At 65.2% G+C, this 15,567-nt stretch carries 18 protein-coding genes; 12 read left to right on the forward strand and 6 right to left on the reverse strand.

Going from position 1 to position 15,567, the window contains the following annotated elements; translation table 11 throughout:
• Positions 1–132 precede the first annotated feature (132 nt).
• Genes NOG11_RS13480 through NOG11_RS13495 form a run of 4 tightly spaced genes read left to right on the forward strand, consistent with a single transcriptional unit; the run spans position 133 to position 3,003 of the window.
• Positions 133–750 (forward strand): NUDIX domain-containing protein, encoded by a 618-nt coding sequence (locus NOG11_RS13480; protein ID WP_256620310.1) that lies wholly within the window; start codon positions 133–135, stop codon positions 748–750.
• Positions 751–753: 3 nt separating this feature from the next.
• Positions 754–1,587, forward strand: a complete 834-nt coding sequence (gene cysE / locus NOG11_RS13485) for a serine O-acetyltransferase (protein ID WP_256620311.1) — start codon at positions 754–756, stop codon at positions 1,585–1,587.
• Positions 1,571–2,281: an SIMPL domain-containing protein gene (locus NOG11_RS13490; protein ID WP_256620312.1), complete on the forward strand. Its 711-nt coding sequence runs from the start codon at positions 1,571–1,573 to the stop codon at positions 2,279–2,281. Before cysE ends, NOG11_RS13490 begins: the two co-directional genes overlap by 17 nt.
• 38 nt (positions 2,282–2,319) lie before the next feature.
• Positions 2,320–3,003 carry a hypothetical protein gene (locus NOG11_RS13495; protein ID WP_256620313.1) on the forward strand — a complete coding sequence of 228 codons (684 nt, stop codon included), beginning with the start codon at positions 2,320–2,322 and terminating at the stop codon, positions 3,001–3,003.
• 159 nt (positions 3,004–3,162) lie between these two features.
• Here the strand turns inward: NOG11_RS13495 and NOG11_RS13500 are convergent, their stop codons facing one another.
• On the reverse strand, positions 3,163–3,918 hold the full coding sequence (locus NOG11_RS13500) for an enoyl-CoA hydratase/isomerase family protein (RefSeq protein ID WP_256620314.1): 756 nt from the start codon (positions 3,916–3,918) through the stop codon (positions 3,163–3,165).
• Positions 3,919–3,977: 59 nt separating this feature from the next.
• Here NOG11_RS13500 and NOG11_RS13505 point away from each other — a divergent pair, with 59 nt between their 5' ends.
• The gene (locus tag NOG11_RS13505) at positions 3,978–4,682 is read left to right on the forward strand and encodes a type 1 glutamine amidotransferase (protein ID WP_256620315.1); all 705 of its coding nucleotides are present in this window, start codon (positions 3,978–3,980) and stop codon (positions 4,680–4,682) included.
• A gap of 12 nt (positions 4,683–4,694) precedes the next feature.
• On the opposite strand, the gene NOG11_RS13510 is transcribed toward NOG11_RS13505, so the two are convergent.
• Positions 4,695–5,126 (reverse strand): Fur family transcriptional regulator, encoded by a 432-nt coding sequence (locus NOG11_RS13510; protein WP_256620316.1) that lies wholly within the window; start codon positions 5,124–5,126, stop codon positions 4,695–4,697.
• Between the two features lie 122 nt (positions 5,127–5,248).
• Between NOG11_RS13510 and galE the strand changes: the two genes are divergently transcribed.
• A complete protein-coding gene (gene galE, locus NOG11_RS13515) occupies positions 5,249–6,244 on the forward strand; it encodes a UDP-glucose 4-epimerase GalE (RefSeq protein ID WP_256620317.1) in 996 nt (331 codons plus the stop codon).
• A gap of 398 nt (positions 6,245–6,642) precedes the next feature.
• Here galE and NOG11_RS13520 read toward each other — a convergent pair whose 3' ends face one another.
• A complete protein-coding gene (locus tag NOG11_RS13520) occupies positions 6,643–7,698 on the reverse strand; it encodes a homocysteine S-methyltransferase family protein (protein ID WP_256620319.1) in 1,056 nt (351 codons plus the stop codon).
• 119 nt (positions 7,699–7,817) lie between these two features.
• Between NOG11_RS13520 and NOG11_RS13525 the strand changes: the two genes are divergently transcribed.
• Complete coding sequence (locus NOG11_RS13525) at positions 7,818–8,123, forward strand: hypothetical protein (protein ID WP_256620320.1); 306 nt, start codon at positions 7,818–7,820, stop codon at positions 8,121–8,123.
• Between the two features lie 64 nt (positions 8,124–8,187).
• Positions 8,188–8,532 carry a hypothetical protein gene (locus tag NOG11_RS13530; RefSeq protein ID WP_256620322.1) on the forward strand — a complete coding sequence of 115 codons (345 nt, stop codon included), beginning with the start codon at positions 8,188–8,190 and terminating at the stop codon, positions 8,530–8,532.
• 90 nt (positions 8,533–8,622) lie between these two features.
• Here NOG11_RS13530 and NOG11_RS13535 read toward each other — a convergent pair whose 3' ends face one another.
• Positions 8,623–9,684, reverse strand: a complete 1,062-nt coding sequence (locus tag NOG11_RS13535) for a zinc-dependent alcohol dehydrogenase (protein WP_256620323.1) — start codon at positions 9,682–9,684, stop codon at positions 8,623–8,625.
• 97 nt (positions 9,685–9,781) lie between these two features.
• Between NOG11_RS13535 and NOG11_RS13540 the strand changes: the two genes are divergently transcribed.
• Entirely contained in the window at positions 9,782–10,381 is a 600-nt protein-coding gene (locus NOG11_RS13540) for a TetR/AcrR family transcriptional regulator (protein WP_256620324.1), read from the forward strand.
• A 348-nt stretch (positions 10,382–10,729) separates the two neighbouring features.
• Here NOG11_RS13540 and NOG11_RS13545 read toward each other — a convergent pair whose 3' ends face one another.
• On the reverse strand, positions 10,730–11,746 hold the full coding sequence (locus NOG11_RS13545) for a chemotaxis protein CheB (RefSeq protein ID WP_256620325.1): 1,017 nt from the start codon (positions 11,744–11,746) through the stop codon (positions 10,730–10,732).
• A gap of 158 nt (positions 11,747–11,904) precedes the next feature.
• Between NOG11_RS13545 and NOG11_RS13550 the strand changes: the two genes are divergently transcribed.
• A complete protein-coding gene (locus tag NOG11_RS13550; RefSeq protein ID WP_256620326.1) occupies positions 11,905–12,432 on the forward strand; it encodes a hypothetical protein in 528 nt (175 codons plus the stop codon).
• Positions 12,433–12,438: 6 nt separating this feature from the next.
• On the opposite strand, the gene NOG11_RS13555 is transcribed toward NOG11_RS13550, so the two are convergent.
• Complete coding sequence (locus NOG11_RS13555) at positions 12,439–13,494, reverse strand: alpha/beta hydrolase (RefSeq protein ID WP_256620328.1); 1,056 nt, start codon at positions 13,492–13,494, stop codon at positions 12,439–12,441.
• 187 nt (positions 13,495–13,681) lie between these two features.
• Between NOG11_RS13555 and NOG11_RS13560 the strand changes: the two genes are divergently transcribed.
• Positions 13,682–15,148, forward strand: coding sequence for a sensor histidine kinase (locus NOG11_RS13560; RefSeq protein ID WP_256620329.1), 1,467 nt, complete (start codon positions 13,682–13,684; stop codon positions 15,146–15,148).
• A 14-nt stretch (positions 15,149–15,162) separates the two neighbouring features.
• The gene (locus NOG11_RS13565) at positions 15,163–15,516 is read left to right on the forward strand and encodes a response regulator (protein ID WP_256620330.1); all 354 of its coding nucleotides are present in this window, start codon (positions 15,163–15,165) and stop codon (positions 15,514–15,516) included.
• Positions 15,517–15,567: the final 51 nt, after the last annotated feature.

Here is a 15,567-nt window from a genome sequence, read left to right on the forward strand (position 1 = left end):
GATAAATCGTAGGGCGGCTCGCGAAGCGTGCCGCCGTTCCCAGGTCCGAGCGCTGCACGGCGGCACGCTCTCGCGAGCCGCCCTACGGCTCTCCCTTGCCGCGCTGCACCATCGCCGCTAGCGCCCCCGGCCATGGAACAAAAGCGCGGACCCTGGACCATCCTCTCCTCCCGCGAGGGCTACAGGAATCCCTGGGTCGAGGTGACCCATCACGAGGTGCTGCGGGCGGACGGCTCGCCGGGCGTCTACGGGGTGGTGGGGTTTCAGAACTTGGCCATCGGCGTCCTGCCGCTCTTCGCCGACGGCACCGTGCCCATGGTGGGGCAGTACCGCTTTCCGCTCAAACGCTTCACCTGGGAGCTGCCCGAGGGGGGCGGGCCTAAGGGGGAGGACCCCCTGCTGTCTGCCAAGCGCGAGCTGAAGGAGGAGACGGGGGCCACGGCGGCGCACTGGCTGGAGTACGGCCAGGCGGACCTCTCCAACTCCGTCACCGATGAGCGGGCGCATCTCTTCCTCGCCTGGGACCTCACCGAGGGGGAGGCGGCGCCGGAGCCCGACGAGGTTTTCCAGTATAAGCGCGTAACCTTTGGCGAGCTTCTGACGGATATTCATCGCGGCGAGGTGGACGACGCGCTGACGCAACTGCTGGTGCTGACGGCTGTTAGCCGCGCGATCATGGGGGAGTTGCCTGATCGGCCCCGAAACCTCATCTTGGACCAGTTGCCGGAAGCCAGGACCGGCGGGAGTTAAGTGATGCCAAGCAGCAGCGCCCTTCGCGAGACGCCGAACCTTCAGACGGTGGACAGCATCTGGTCGCGCATGCGCGTCGAGGCGGCCACCGATGCCGCCTCCGAGCCGATCCTGGCCAGCTTCCTCTCCGCCACCATCCTCAACCACCGCGACTTCCAGTCGGCGCTCAGTTACCGGCTCGCCCAGAAGCTCTCGGACGGCGAGATGAACGCCATGCTGTGGCGCGAGGTGGCCGAGGACGCCTACAAGGATCAGCCCGCCATCGTCACGGCGGCGCTTGCCGACCTTCAGGCCTATACCGACCGCGACCCCGCCACCCGCTCGACGTCCCAGCCCTTCCTCCACTTCAAGGGCTACCAGGCGATCCAGTCCCAGCGGATCGCCTGTTGGCTGTGGAGCCAGGGGCGCGAGGCGCTGGCCCTCTACCTCCAGTCGCGCATGTCGGAGCTCTTCCAGGTGGACATCCACCCCGCCGCTAAGATCGGGCGGGGGCTCTTCTTCGACCACGCCACCGGCATCGTCATCGGCGAGACCGCGCGCATCGGCGACAACTGCTCGCTTCTTCACTCCGTGACCCTGGGCGGTACCGGCAAGGAGAAGCATGAGCGCCACCCCAAGCTCGGCAACGGCGTCCTGGTGGGCGCGGGCGCGAAGATCCTCGGCAATATCGAGGTGGGGGACGGGGCCAAGATCGCCTCGGGCTCGGTGGTGCTGGAGCCGGTCAAACCCTTCTGCACCGTGGCGGGCGTGCCCGCCGTGCCCGTGGGCCGCTGTGCCAAGGCCGCTGGCGAGCAGATGGATCAGGGCTTAGATAGTCCTGATGAGACACACCGCTAGCGCCGCCTTCGCTCTCCTTCTTCTGCCAGCCTTTGCGGCGGCCCAGGAGCCTGCCTTCCCGCGCACCATCTCCGTGACGGGGGAGGGCGAGGTCACGGCGGTGCCGGACATGGTGCAGCTCAGCTTCTCGGTCACCACCGAGGCGGAGAACGCGGCGGAGGCGTTCCGGGCGGCATCCAAGCAGATGAACGAGGTGTTGGAAGCGGTCAAAGACGCTGGCGTCGCCGCCCGTGACCGGCAGACGGGCCAGCTCAGCATCTCCCCCGTCTACGAACAGAAGCGCACCATCGGCAGTACCTCCCGCTCCGAGATCGCAGGCTACCGGGCCAGCAACACGCTGATGGTCCGCCTGCGCGATGTCGAGGCGGCGGGCGAGGTGATCGACCAGGCGGTGGGCGCGGGCGCCAACGGGCTCGACAGCTTCTCCTTCGGCTTCTCCGAACCCGGAAAGCTCCAGGATGAGGCCCGCATCAAGGCCGTCGAGGACGCCATGCGCAAGGCCGGCGACATGGCCGAGGCGGCGGGGGCGGAGCTTGGCCCCGTCATCACGCTCAGTGCGCATCAGAGCTATGGCGGTCCGAGACCCATCGTCCGCACGGCGCGGATGGAGATGGCCGCGGATGCAGCCCCGGTGATCGAGGCGGGCGAGCAGTCCATGTCGATCACCGTTAATGCCGTCTTCGCGCTGCAGTGACAGGCAGGCGCGGTGCCTGACCGAAAGGGTCGCCCATCATGCCGTTCCTTCCCCTTCTTCTCCTCGCCGCGATCCCTGTCTTCTCCGGCAGGGTCATCCTTCCGGCGGGCGAGGGCACCCTGGCCGTCCCCCTCCGCGCCACCATGGAGGCGGGAGCGGTGACGACCTATGAGGTGGACGTCGACGCCGCCGCGCTGCTGCCCGAGCTAGCCAGGGAGCTGACGACGGGCGTCGAGGGGCTGGCTGCGTCCTGCCACCAAGAGCTTGCCGCCGGTGAGCCCTCCTTCGCTGGCGCGGGAGGCAGCATCGCGGTCGTCCTGCCCGTCAGCTTCACGCAGTATCTTTGTACGGAGATGTGGGGCAAGAAGAAGCTGTTCTCGGAGCAGGGGAGAATCCGCTCACTGATCGGCGTCGAGGTGGAGGGGGGCAGGCCCCGGCTCGTTCTCAAAGAGTTCTCCGTAGACGGCCTGTCCCGCATGGCGGCCACGGCGCGTACAGACCTTCTTCTCAAGGCGGCCCTCGAACGTGAGATCAAGACGATCAACGAGAGCGACGAGCTGGCTGCCATCACCAGGGGGCTGGACGACGAGGGCTTCTTGCTGACCGGCATCAGGGCGGCAGAGGATAGGGAGGGCCTCGCTCTCCTACTGTCCATGAGCGGCCCGAGGGGGAAGGAGCATTTCCGCCGTGCCCTGGATAGGACGGCTGCCGCGTTTCAGTAGGGGAGGGTGGTTTGAAGTAGGAACCTTCCCGTCATCCCGGCTGGCGCGCAGCGGAACGCCGGGACCCATGGACTGGGTGGATCGAGCTATGGCGACGATTGGTGCCTGGGTCCCGGATAAGCCCAAGGGCTTTCCGGGATGACGAGAGGTAGAGACCCCTCAGCCCGACTTCCGCGCCATCTTCTTGGCGATCACCGCCTGCATCTCCTCCGAGCGCAGACGACCGGCGAACACCTTCAGCTCGTGCTCCGTATGGGGAAGGATGCTGCCTAGGTCTTCCGTCATCAGTTTTTTCGTGTCGCGCACGGATTGGGGCGGCAGGGACGCGATGTGGGCCGCCATCTCCTTGCCAGCGGCCAGAGCGTCGCCATCCTCCACGACCTCGGTGATGAAGCCCCAGCGCTCGGCCTTCTCGGCGGGCAGCACCTTGGAGGCGATCATCATCTCGGCAGCCCGCTGGCGGCCGAAGCGCCTGGTCAGAAGGTGGGACGCGCCCGCCTCCGGCACCGCGCCGAGCTCGGTGAAGGGCATATGGAAGCGTGCGCTGCGGCCTGCATAGATAAAGTCCGTATGCAGCATCATCGTGGCGCCGATGCCGACGCACCACCCCTCGACGGCGGCGATCAGCGGTGTCTCGGATTTGAGGCCCGCCTCGATGAGGTCCAGGACCGGAGGCCGCGTGCCCTGGTCCATGGTCAGCACCGAGGCGAAGGCGGAGAGGTCGTTGCCCGAAGTGAAGCTGTCGCCCTCGCCCGAGAGAAGCACGGCGCAGATGTCGTCTCGTCCGTCCGCCTCCTTCAGGCCGTCCGCCAACCCTCGGTACATGTCCTCGGTCATGGCGTTCTTCTTCTCGGGCCGGTTCAGCCGCAGATGCAGGACGCCGTTCTCTTCTTCGCGCTTGATGTGCTCACTCATTGGCAGCTCCCCGGCTCCTTGGCATGACCTCGACAAGTTCAAAGCCGCCGGAGACATGCATGGTCAAGCTCTACATCGCCGAAACCGGCGCGCCGCCGCAGGAGCTTGGCGGGACGTGGCCTCGCTACGGCGTCCAGTTCGAGACCATGCTGGAGGAGGCGGGCGGCGGCTTCGAGGTGGTCTATGTCGATGTCGAGAACGGCGACCCCTTGCCCGAACCCGAAGAGGGTGCGGCGCTTCTGGTGACAGGCTCGCCCAAGGGCTCCTATGAGGGCCACGCCTTCATCCCGCCCCTGGAGAGTTCCGTGCGGGACTGGGCCGCGGCGAGGCGGCCCGTGGTCGGTATCTGCTTCGGCCACCAGCTCATCGCGCAGGCCTTCGGGGCGAGGGTGGAGAAGTCCGCCATGGGCTGGGGCGTCGGCGTCCATACCCATGAGATCCTCGGCGAGACCCCGTGGCGAGGCGGCCCGGACCGCTTCGCCTGCGCGGTCAGCCATCAGGACCAGGTGGTCTTCCTGCCGGACGAGCTCTCGCGGATCGCAGGCTCTCCCTTCTGCCCCAACGCGGCGCTCCTGCACCGAGAGCTGCCGGTCCTGACTTTCCAGGCCCATCCCGAGTTCACCCACGACTACGCAGCGGCGCTGCTGACGCTGAGGCGCGACCGCATCCCGGCGGACCGGGTCGAGGCGGGCCTCAGAAGCCTGGAGAACGGCAGCGACCGCGCCCTCATGGGACGCTGGATCAGAGAGTTTCTGCTGAGATAGGGGCGGCGGCGCTTACGCCGCGCAGTCCTTGCACGTGCCGCGGATTTCGACGCGAATCAGATCGGCCTTGAAGTCGAAATTGTCGCTGGCGTGGTGGGCGACATCGTGAAGGCGCTGGGCACCGTCCTTGATCTCCTCCACCTTCTCGCAGTCGCGGCAGATGATGAAGGTCTCGACCTCATGGGGGTGGCCGTGGCTGCACACCATGAAGGCGCCGAGGCCATCGAGCTTGTGCACCAGGCCCTGCTTCTGCAGACGGTCGAGGGCACGGTAGACGGTCATCGGCGCGCCGATGCCCTGCACCTTGAGGCGCTCGAGAAGGTCATAGGCCTTGAGCGGCGCCTCGGCGCTTTCGAGCGCGGTGAGGACCAGACGGTCGTTCTTGGTGAGCCGGGGCTTTCTCCCGGCGACGGAGGTCTGCTGCTGCGCGAGACTCGACATCATCCTGCACCCCTTTGCATGGATCCTGCTGCCCGGCCGATTCGCACGGCCTCGTGAAAAAGGTTGAACCATTCTTCAGCAAGATACAAGCCGTGTGGAGGACCTCCCAATACAAGGCATGGGCGATGACGAAACACATACTGGTCACCGGCGGCGCGGGCTATATCGGCAGCCATACGGTGCATGCGCTCCTCGATGATGGATTTGATGTAACAATCCTCGACGACCTCTCCACGGGGGTCGAGCATGCCATTCCGGCACAGGCGGAGTTCGTTCGCGGCGACGTGGCCGACACGGCGCTGTTGCGGAAGCTGCTCTCGGGAGGCTTCGATGCGGTGATCCATTTCGCCGGGCGCATCGTGGTGCCGGAAAGCGTCGAGAACCCCCTCAAATACTACCGCGAGAACACGGCGACCTCGCTCGGCCTTCTGACGGAGATGGTGGCGGCGGGCTCGCCTGCCATCCTCTTCAGCTCCACGGCAGCGGTCTACGCGCCGGGGGAGGAGGGCGCTGCCCTCGACGAGGAAGCGGTCAAGGCGCCGCTCTCCCCCTACGGACAGTCCAAGCTGATGACCGAGATGATGATCCGTGACGCGGGGCTCGCCCACGGTTTGCCGGCGGGCATCCTGCGCTACTTCAACGTGGCCGGCGCCGATCCCGAGGGTAGGGTCGGTCAGTCCACCCCCAACGCTACCCACCTCCTCAAGATCGCCAGCCAGGTCGCCACCGGCAAGCGGGACCACATGGAGGTCTTCGGTACGGACTATCCGACCAAGGACGGAACCTGCATCCGCGACTACATCCATGTCAGCGACCTCGCCTCCGCCCATGTGGAGACGCTGAAGCACGTCCTCGAGCACGGCGGGCAGACCACCATGAACTGCGGCTACGGCCGGGGTTCGACCGTGCGCGAGGTCATCGCCGCCGCCGAGGAGGTCACCGGCGGCAAGATCGACGCCCGCGACGCGGACCGCCGGGCCGGGGACGCAGCGGTCCTCATCTCGGACAACACCCGTATCAAGGAGACCCTGCCGGGTTGGCAGCCGCAGCACGACAGCCTCCAGGAGATGGCCAGGACCGCCATCGCCTGGGAGGAGCGGCTCAAGGTGCTGAATTCTTGACTTAAGTGGCGCTACCGTCGGGCTGACCGCCCTCCTACTTGAGCGCCGGCTCGACTTCGCTGCGCTTCGCTCGCGTTCTTGGGGGCGGGGGTTGGGCGTTGGTTCCTCTTCCTGCCAGGGGCTCCGTAGCTGGTTTGCCGAAGGCAAAACTTTCGATCCGGTGGATCGGAAGTAAGCGCAGAAGGCCATGGTAGTAGCTGCCCGAAGGGCGCAGGGGGGCTGTCAAACAGAGCGACGGTCACCTTTGCCTCTGGTTTCCTATGGCGGCGTGAAGCGTCGTCCATAGGATCCATCTCCGGTCGTTCGCTTCCTGCATTCTTCGTTCGGTAATGGGTCCCACGGATCGCTGCGCGACCGTGGGAAACCGTCCGCTGCAAGTGCTTGGTTTCTGCAGAAAGCTACCCCGTCAGGGTGAAGGGCTCGAGGCCGGACAGCCTCATCGCCCGCTCGCGGCTCGGCACCTGCCTCGGTGCCTTGCCCTTCACCGCCTCGGCGAAGGCGCGGATGTGGTCAGGGGTGGTGCCGCAGCAGCCGCCGACGATGTTGAGGAGGCCGCTCTCCGCCCACTCCTCGAGATGCACCGTCATGCTCTCGGGCGTCTCGTCATAGCCGCCGAAGGCGTTGGGGAGCCCCGCATTGGGGTAGGCGTGCACATAGGTCTCGGCGACGTTGCTGATCTCCTCGACGTAAGGGCGCATCAGGTCCGGGCCGAGGGCGCAGTTGAGGCCGATGGAGAGGGGCTTCGCGTGCGAGACCGAGTGGACGAAGGCCGTGGCCGTCTGCCCGCTGAGGGTCCGTCCCGACTGGTCCGTGATCGTCGCCGACAGCATGACGGGCCAGAGGTTTCTTCGCTCGTCGAAGACCTCCTGGATGGCGAAGATCGCCGCCTTGGCGTTCAGCGTGTCGAAGATCGTCTCCACCAGGAGGATGTCGGCGCCGCCGTCGATCAGGCCCTCGGCGTTCTCCTTGTAGGCCGCCACCAGCTCCTCGAAGGTGACGTTGCGGGCGCCTGGGTCGTTCACGTCCGGGCTGATCGACGCCGTGCGGTTGGTCGGGCCGATGGCGCCCGCGACGAAGCGGGTGCGGCCATCCTCGGCCTCCGCCGCGTCGGCCGCCTCACGCGCCAGCCTGGCCCCCTCGACGCTCAGCTCGCGGGCCAGCGCCTCCATGCCGTAATCGGCCTGGGCGATGGTGGTGGAGCTGAACGTGTTGGTCTCGACGATGTCGGCGCCCGCCTCGAGATACTCGGCATGCATGGCGCGGATGATGTCCGGCTGGGTGAGGTTCAGAAGGTCGTTATTGCCCTGAACGTCCTGGCCCCAATCGGCGAAGCGTGCGCCCCGATAGGCGGCCTCATCGAGCTTGTGACGCTGGATCATCGTGCCCGCCGCCCCGTCGAGAACGAGGATGCGCTGGCGCAGCGCCTCTTCCAGGGCCTTGATACGGTCGGTCATGGTCACTCCTCGCCGTGCAGGATGTCGGTTTGCTCATCCCCTAGGGGAACGATCTCCCTTGCCTCGTTAACCCTCCTGTAGCAACATCACGCCATCGTGAGGTTTTAGGGCAGAAGACCATGGACAATCCGGAGTTCGGGCAACTCTTCAACGACAGCCGCTTCTCGCTGGCCACCGTGCTGGCCGTGTGGATGTCGCTCGCCAAGCCCATCGTGCTGATCAGCATCGGCGTCGTCGCCATCGGCGGCAGCTTCACGGAGGTGGGCGCCGTGCTCTTCGCCGCCGCGCTGTTCTCGGCGGCGGACATTCTGGGCCTTCTCCTGCGCGTCCACGACGCCACGGAGGAGGAGAAGTTCGACGCCTCCAAGATCATGGACCTGCCGGTTCCGGCCATGGCCAAGGTGCTGGAGACGCGCTTCCTCTAGCGCTTGAGGCGAACGCTTTGCGGCTCCCCCGTGTCCGTTGGACAGATAGTGGGAGTCCCGATCCATGCGCCAGTTTCTAGCCGGCCTGTCCGTCCTCGCCCTCGCAGCCGCCTGCAGCGCCGAGGACGTGACCGATAGCGAAGAGTATGAAGAGCTCGAGGAGCAGGCCGAAGGCACGGACGCCCCGGCCATGCCGACCGACGAGCAGACCCCCGGCGCCGACCCCGTTCCTTCCGGCGACGCCTTACGCTCCGAAGACATGCCCGACACCGGGGAGGAGATGACCACCCTCCCCATCGAGCCAGGCACCGACGAGCCAGGCGGCAAGGACGAGCTCACCGAGAAGGAGCTCGAAGCCATGAACAAAGGCGATGACCCCTCCACGGTGAGCGAGCCTCCGAGGCGGTAGGGTTGAGTCTGTGTGAGGATGGGCCGCCTTCACAGCCGACCTCTGTAGCTTTTGGGGGTGCGAGATAACCGCGCCTCTAAAGGTATGGGATCAGGCGGGCCGCGAGATAATCAGTTTAGTGAAGGGTTCGGCCAGGGCTTCGGCGGCGTCCGCCCAGGGGACGATTTTGGTCGTCACCGGAGACGGGTCAAACTCTCCCGATGCGATGAGGTCCAGCGGCTCCTCGATGAAGGCGTGAGTGTGCACCCATCCTGTGTGGAAGCTCATAGATTTTCGGTACATCGAGTAGACATCCATCGGCACAGAGTTGCCGCGGTAGACGATTCCTGCCGTCGAGACGCAGACGCCTGCGCGTGCGGTGGCCGCGATCAAGTCAGGCAGGAAGGCTGCCATGCCGCAGCCATCGACGGTGATGTCGAAGCCGCCCGATAGGGTCTTTTGGTCGGTCGCGTAGGCTTTGAGCGTGTCCTGGGTCAGCTGCATGGCCTCTGCACCGAGCGCCTCGGCAATCTCGAGGCGTCCGGGATCGCTATCGGCGTAGACGACCCGTTCCGATCCGAGTGCGACGGCAAAACCCGCTGCATAAAGAGCAATACTGCCAGGAGGGACCATGCCCGTGACGAGGACCGTCCCGCCGGGGCGTTCCTTGAGGAACGGCGCGACGGCGCGGTAACCGTCGGAGATGTTGTCGGCGACGCCGCAGGCGAGATGCGGATCGACGCCGTCCGGCAGCCGCGTCAGCATGTTGTCCGCCCAGGGCACGAGCACAGTGTCCGAGATGAAGCCTCCCCATTTCGGGCTCGTGGGCCCCCAGCCATAGGCGTCTTCCGGGGGAACCGAGAGACACTGAGCGGTATGATGGCGACCGCAGGACTTGCACGATCCGCAGGCGATCTTCCACGGGATGATGACCCGGTTGCCGACTTTCCACTTGGTCACTGCCGATCCGACCTCGGTAATGACCCCTTCGCCCTCGTGACCAATAGGGGTGGGACCTTTGAGGGGGACGAACCCCATGATGGCGACGCCGTCCATGTCGCAGGTGGCAACGGTCAAGGGGCGGACGAGCACGCCGTGATCGTCTTCGAGCGTTGGGGCATCGACCTCATGCCACTCCAGTGTACGAGCCTTGATGAAGTTGAGCTGCTGCATGAAATCTCTGATCTCCGTGCCCTATCTATAGTCGGTCGGTCACCATAGTATTATCACTAGACCGATCGCCATACTACTATCTATGCTCCCCACGAGTTTGCTGGATGAGCGCGAGCCCTGCCGACCGATGCCAAGACGATCTGACGCCAAGCAGAAGATGATCTCAGCCGCGGGTACCCTCTTCGGGCGGAAGGGTTACGATGGCTCAGGGCTGTCGGATATTCTGGCGGAAAGCGGTGCGCCGAAGGGGTCGTTCTACCACCACTTCCCAGAGGGTAAGGAAGAACTCGCCGAAGCCGTTGTGCTTCAGGCGGGGGCGGCCATTACGGCGCTGGTGAAAAAGGCTTTTGCTGATACGGAGACCTTCGAGGAGGGTGTGTCTGCCATGTCCGGCTCTATCGCGGACTGGTTTGAGACATCCGGGTATGCGGAGGGATGCCCGATCACGTCCGTCCTGCTCGCGACGGTGCCGCAGTCACAGAGGCTGCACGCCGCCTGCCGGTCGGTTCTTTCGGACTGGTCCAACGCTGTCGCCGAGGCGGCAAGAAGACATGAACTCGAAGACAAGGCCGAGATGCTCGGCGAAGCCATGGTGCTAGCGATCGAGGGAGCTTGGGTCCTCTCGCGCGTTGTAGAGAGCACGTCCCCTTTCGAGACCGCAACCAAGATGATCAGTGCTCTGGCAAAGGTGCGGTAGGACCGAATGCGCCGCTTCCGACTTTCTGTCGGCATGACTAAGCTGTCTACGAATACAAGCGGTTTGAAAGTGCGAACATGCTTCGAAGACTAGACGATACGTTACATTGAGCCCTTCGACCCCCCCCCAAGGGTTATCGCATGCAGAATATCTCATTGTCATTCCGGGGGCGCTTGAAGAGCGAGTCCGGAATCCAGAATCAGTCAGGCTTGAGGTTTTAAGCGCGCCACCAGCGATTCAGACTGCTTCGATTCTAAATATCGGGCTCGGCTGGGCCGCCCCGAGATGACAAGGCTTGGTTATATGCGATAGCCCTACCCCCCAGAGTTAGGTGCCCTATCCGCAAAACTAAACCGCATCCGCCCGCTTGCGGATGATCATCTCGATGGCGCGGGCGTCCTCTTCATAGGATTTCGCCCGCTCTTCGAGCCGCTTCTTCGCATCGCCCTCATCGTTCGTCATGTCGTTCAGCATGCGGCGGATGACGCTGATCCGGCCTCTGTGGGCGCGCAAGGATTCGTAGAGGCTGCGCTCCAGCGCCTCTTCCTGTGCCTCGTTGAGGGCGAGGCGTGAGTAGGCATGGCCAGTGTGGCAGCGGTAGCGGACCACCGGGCCGTCCTTGATCTCCCACAGGACTCCGTTGCAGTCCGGGCAGTTGTAAGGGGTGAGCTCGCCCATCCGCTCGGCATTGGCCATGGTGTTCGCCTCCAGATCCGCGATCATCAGCTCCAGTTCGACCTGCTCGGTGACCTCGCCTTCCTGAGGGGCGGGGCTGCCCGCAAGCTCGATCATCCGTGCGGCGATCTTCTCCCCGGTCAGGACCTCCGCCTCTTCTACCGCTTTGAGGGCCTCGGCCGGCATGGAGGGGAAGGGTGCCTCCTTTGGATCCTGAACGATGGCGAGCCCGCCGCTGCGCCTGAGCTGGCGAAGGCCCGCGGCACCGTCGTCCAGCATGCCGGTGAGGACGATGCCCACGGCTTGCGAGCGCTTATAGACCGCTGCGGAGCGGAAGAGGGGGTCGATGGCTGGCCTGAACAGGTTCTCCCGCGGGCCCCGCGCGAGATGGATGTGCCCTCGGCCCAGAAGGAGGTGGCGGTCGGGGGCGGCGAAGGTCACCGTGCCCTTCTCGATCGGCTGGCCGTCCTCGGCGAGGCGGGTTCTGATCGCAGAGCGGAAGCCGATGATCTCATGGGCGCGGGGCAGGTCGGCGCTCCCCGTATGCAGCACGACGAAGACCGCTGCCCCGAAGTCCTCCGGCAGGGCGTGGACGATCTCCTTGACCACGTTGAAGGCCCCGGCAGAGCCGCCGATGAGGAAGGTGTCGACGGTCCGGCCAGCGGCGGCCTGCGCATCGTCCTGTCTCATCGCGTCCTCCTCTTCGAGATCGAGTTTCTGTCCTGTCAGAGAAGGGGTTGATTGCAAAGGGGGCTGCCCATCCCGCTCCGAGAGCGACGAGCCAGCTCTTGTCACCGGCAGGCCAGCCGGGCTTAGATCGCAGTAGGGCAGGAGAGTAAGGGGCACCCGTGGACTGGAACACGAGCCGTCATCCGCTGGTCGTTCTTCACTGGTTCACCATCAAGATCATGCTCGGTATCGTCTTCGGCCTTCTGGCGGGCGCGATCATGGGCACCATTCTGGCTCTCCTTCTCACCCTTCTTACCATGGGAGAGATTAGCGAGCGCATCCCCTTCGTCACCGACGACTTCGATACGACGTGGGCGAACTGGATGAAGCTGACCGGTCCCGCCGTGGCGCTTTGGGTCTTTGTCCGTACGCTGTTTCAGCGCCGCTCCGAGCGTCCCAACCTCACGCCGTGGCCTACGCGGCTGCTCATCGGCATCGTCTTTGCCCTGATGGTCGCTACCGGTCTTCTCATGGTGGCGCAGGGCGGGCTGCCGGTCTCCTGGCAGACCCTCTATGCCGGTGCGGTGCTGATCGGGATCTACATCTCCCCCTATATGCAACGGGGAAGGGGCGGGGGCACGGATACCGGCGCGGGCGATAGCGGCGGCGATGGCGGCTGGAGCGACGGGGGTGGCGGCGGAGACTGAGACTGCCTACCGAACCAGCTCTTCGTAGAGGCGAAGAAGCGCCTGGTGGACCTCCTCCTGCACCTCGTCCTCTTCCAGGTAGACGCAGTGCGTCGCCTCCTCGACGACGGTAACCTCGCAGTTTTCCCCAGCCCTGGCGCAGAGCTTCTCGGCGGCGTCGTTGCGGACCACCACCTCCTTGCCTGCCAGAACCATCCGTATGGGCCGCGCGTCCTGACCGAGCGCTTCGCTGCGCAGGAGGTCCCGCCCCGAACGCACCATGCCGTAGGCCCACTCATTGCTGACCCCGCCGACGCGTAAGGCCGGGTCGAGGGTCATCAGCGCGTCGTTCTTGAAGGCCCGGTCCTCGCGGTCGCCGCAGACCGGCTCGAAAGTGGCGGGGTCGAAGCGGTCGGGCACCCAGGGTCCGTTATCCGCCATATACTCCGCCCCCTGACCGAAGCGCACGGCGAGCCCCGTGGCGAACTCGGCCAGACCCAGCGGCACTTTCCCGGTGGTCGGCAGCACGGCGGGCACGATGGGGAAGAGGGCGTCCGCCTCCTCCGCGTCCCCGTCGGCAGCGGCGCGGAGAAGGGAGTGGCCGCCGAAGCTATCGCCTGCCAGGATCAGGGGACCGCTGCTCATCCTTGCGCGGTCGAACGCCTCGACGGCCGTGCCCACTGCCGCTCCGAACACGGAGAAGTCGCCGGTATAGGTCTTCTGGTAGTCATCCTGCCGCCTGACCGAGCCGCCCTGGCCGGGCAGGTCCACGGACGCCACCTCGAAGCCGAGCGCGTACCAGCGCGCCAGGAAGTCCGAGGCCAGCTCGGGCGAGGACGTATAGCCGGGCACGAACAGAACGCTGCCGCGAGGGCTCTCGGGAGAGGCGGAGCCGAGCCGCAGGAACCCATCCTCGCCAAAGGGGATGGTGCGGAATGTCCACCCCCCTGGCAGCGCGCTCTGCCCCTCGGCGAGGAAGGCGCGAGCACGGGCGATCTCCTCCCCGGTGGGCTCGCGCGGCGGCTCAGGCGCGGGATTCTCGGCGCAGGCGGCAAGGAGTAGGGCGGTGAGAAGAAGACGCATAGTCCCAGCCTATAGCATCCATTGCGCAGCGCAGCCCCCCGCGCTTGGATATCACAGTGCTGTGGGCAATTTCCGCTGCGTTTGCAGGACCTTACCGAACCTGCTAAGCTCAATATAGCGCTCTCTTCCCGAACGACTCGGTCTTGCGAGCCACTATGCACCGCTTACGGGGGTAGCTGCAGCGAGCATGCCGACAAAAGCCGGTACCGATGTCGAGAACCTGACCCTGGCCGCCGCCCTGGCGGCTGCTAAAGGTGTGGGTACGTTCGACTGGCTTGTCTCCGAAGATGTGGTCAGGGTGGACGGCCGTATCGCTGAACTCTACGGCCTCGATCCCAAGCGCAGCGGTGAAGATGGGTTGCCGGTAGAAGACTATCTGAACTGCATCCATGAGGACGACCGGCCTCGCGTCGAGGCGACTCTCCAAAGCGCTGTGGCGGATGTGGAGGACTACCAGATCGAGTACCGGATCGTGCAGCCCGATGGTACAGATGTCTGGTGCCGTGCTCAGGGACAGGTCATGTCCAACGAGGACGGTGGTCCCGCGGTCCGTGTCGTTGGCGTGGTGATCGACATCGATGATGCCAAGAGGACCAACCTGGCTGTCGAGATCAAAGAGGCACAGCTCGAAGCGGTGCTGGAGGGCGCTGGGCTCGGCTCCTGGACGTGGTCCATCGAAACAGGCCAAGTTCGCTACAACGAGCGGTGGGCTGGGATGCTCGGCTACCGTCTGGAGGAGTTGGAGCAGACCTTTGATCAGTTCGAACGGCTCCTGCATCCCGGCGATCGGGAGCGGGCTAAACGGGCGCTCGACGCTCACCTTTGCGGGGACGCTCCGACCTATTCCGAAGAAATCCGTTTAAGGCATAAGGAAGGCCGGTGGGTCTGGGTGAAGACCACGGGGGCGGTGACCTACCGAAACGATCAGGGCACGCCGCTCGTCGCGTCGGGAACCCATGAGGACATCTCCCTCCGGCGCGAGCAAGAGGCTGCGCTGGCGCAGGCCAAAGCCCAGGTAGAGCTCGCCCTGCGCGAGGTGAACCACCGGGTGCAGAACCTCTTCGCCCTCGTGCCAGCGCTGGTAAGCTTATCGGCAAACGAGACCGACGACGCTGGGGAGCTGGCCGACAAGATCCGCTCGCGGGTCGGTGCTCTCGCACGATCCCATTCGCTTACCCTCAATGCTTACAACCGAGATGAAGGGGTCGATCTCGAGTCACTGGTGGCGGCCGTTCTCGAGCCCTACGCTGTATCCAGAGCCGAAAGCGGCTTCGCCGTACAAGGGCCGCATGTCAGGCTCAATGAGGGGGAGGCTAACGCAGCCAGCCTGACCCTTCACGAGCTTGCCACCAATGCCGCCAAACACGGTGCTTTGTCGGTGCCCGAGGGCAGGGTGAGTATCGACTGGGAGGTGCTGACCGGTGCCGCCGATACGCCGATCATGGCGCTGCGCTGGCTTGAGCGCGCGGGACCTGCGGTTGTCGGGCCACCGTCAAGGCAGGGTTTTGGAACCCGTCTCATCGACAGTCTCATCCGCAGCCTGAGAGGAGAGATCAGTCGCAACTGGGCGGAGGACGGCCTGACGGTCGACGTTCGGTTCCCTCTGATCGGCGCTGTGGGCGAGGTTGCTGCTGAAGGGAACGGCGGTTTGTGAGCATAAGGGGGCGCGTGATTGCCATTGTTGAGGACGATCCCGTGCTCGGTGCCGAACTCATCGTATCGCTGGAGCGGATGGGCGCAATCGTGCATGGACCCTTCCGTACCCTTAGTGCTGCGCTGCAAGCGTTCTCCTCAGAGCTTCCCGAGGGCGCTATTCTCGACGTAGAGCTTCTGGACGGAACAGTGTTTCCTGCCGCCGACCGCCTCAATGATTTAAGCATCCCTTTCGTCTTCTACACCTCGCTCGCCTCCAAGGGTCGCTCGCGCGCCCATCACTACGAGGTTCCAGTCTTCGACAAGTCCGTAAGCAGCCAAGAGCCCATCGCTTGGCTGGTGCAAACCTTGGGCAAAGCCTCACCCTGAAGCCTCAACGAAGCTGCCTAGGTGGGCGGCACGCCGAGGCGAGCCGCCCTA

This window comes from Parvularcula maris, from assembly GCF_024505085.1.
GTDB classification, from domain to species: domain Bacteria; phylum Pseudomonadota; class Alphaproteobacteria; order Caulobacterales; family Parvularculaceae; genus Parvularcula; species Parvularcula maris.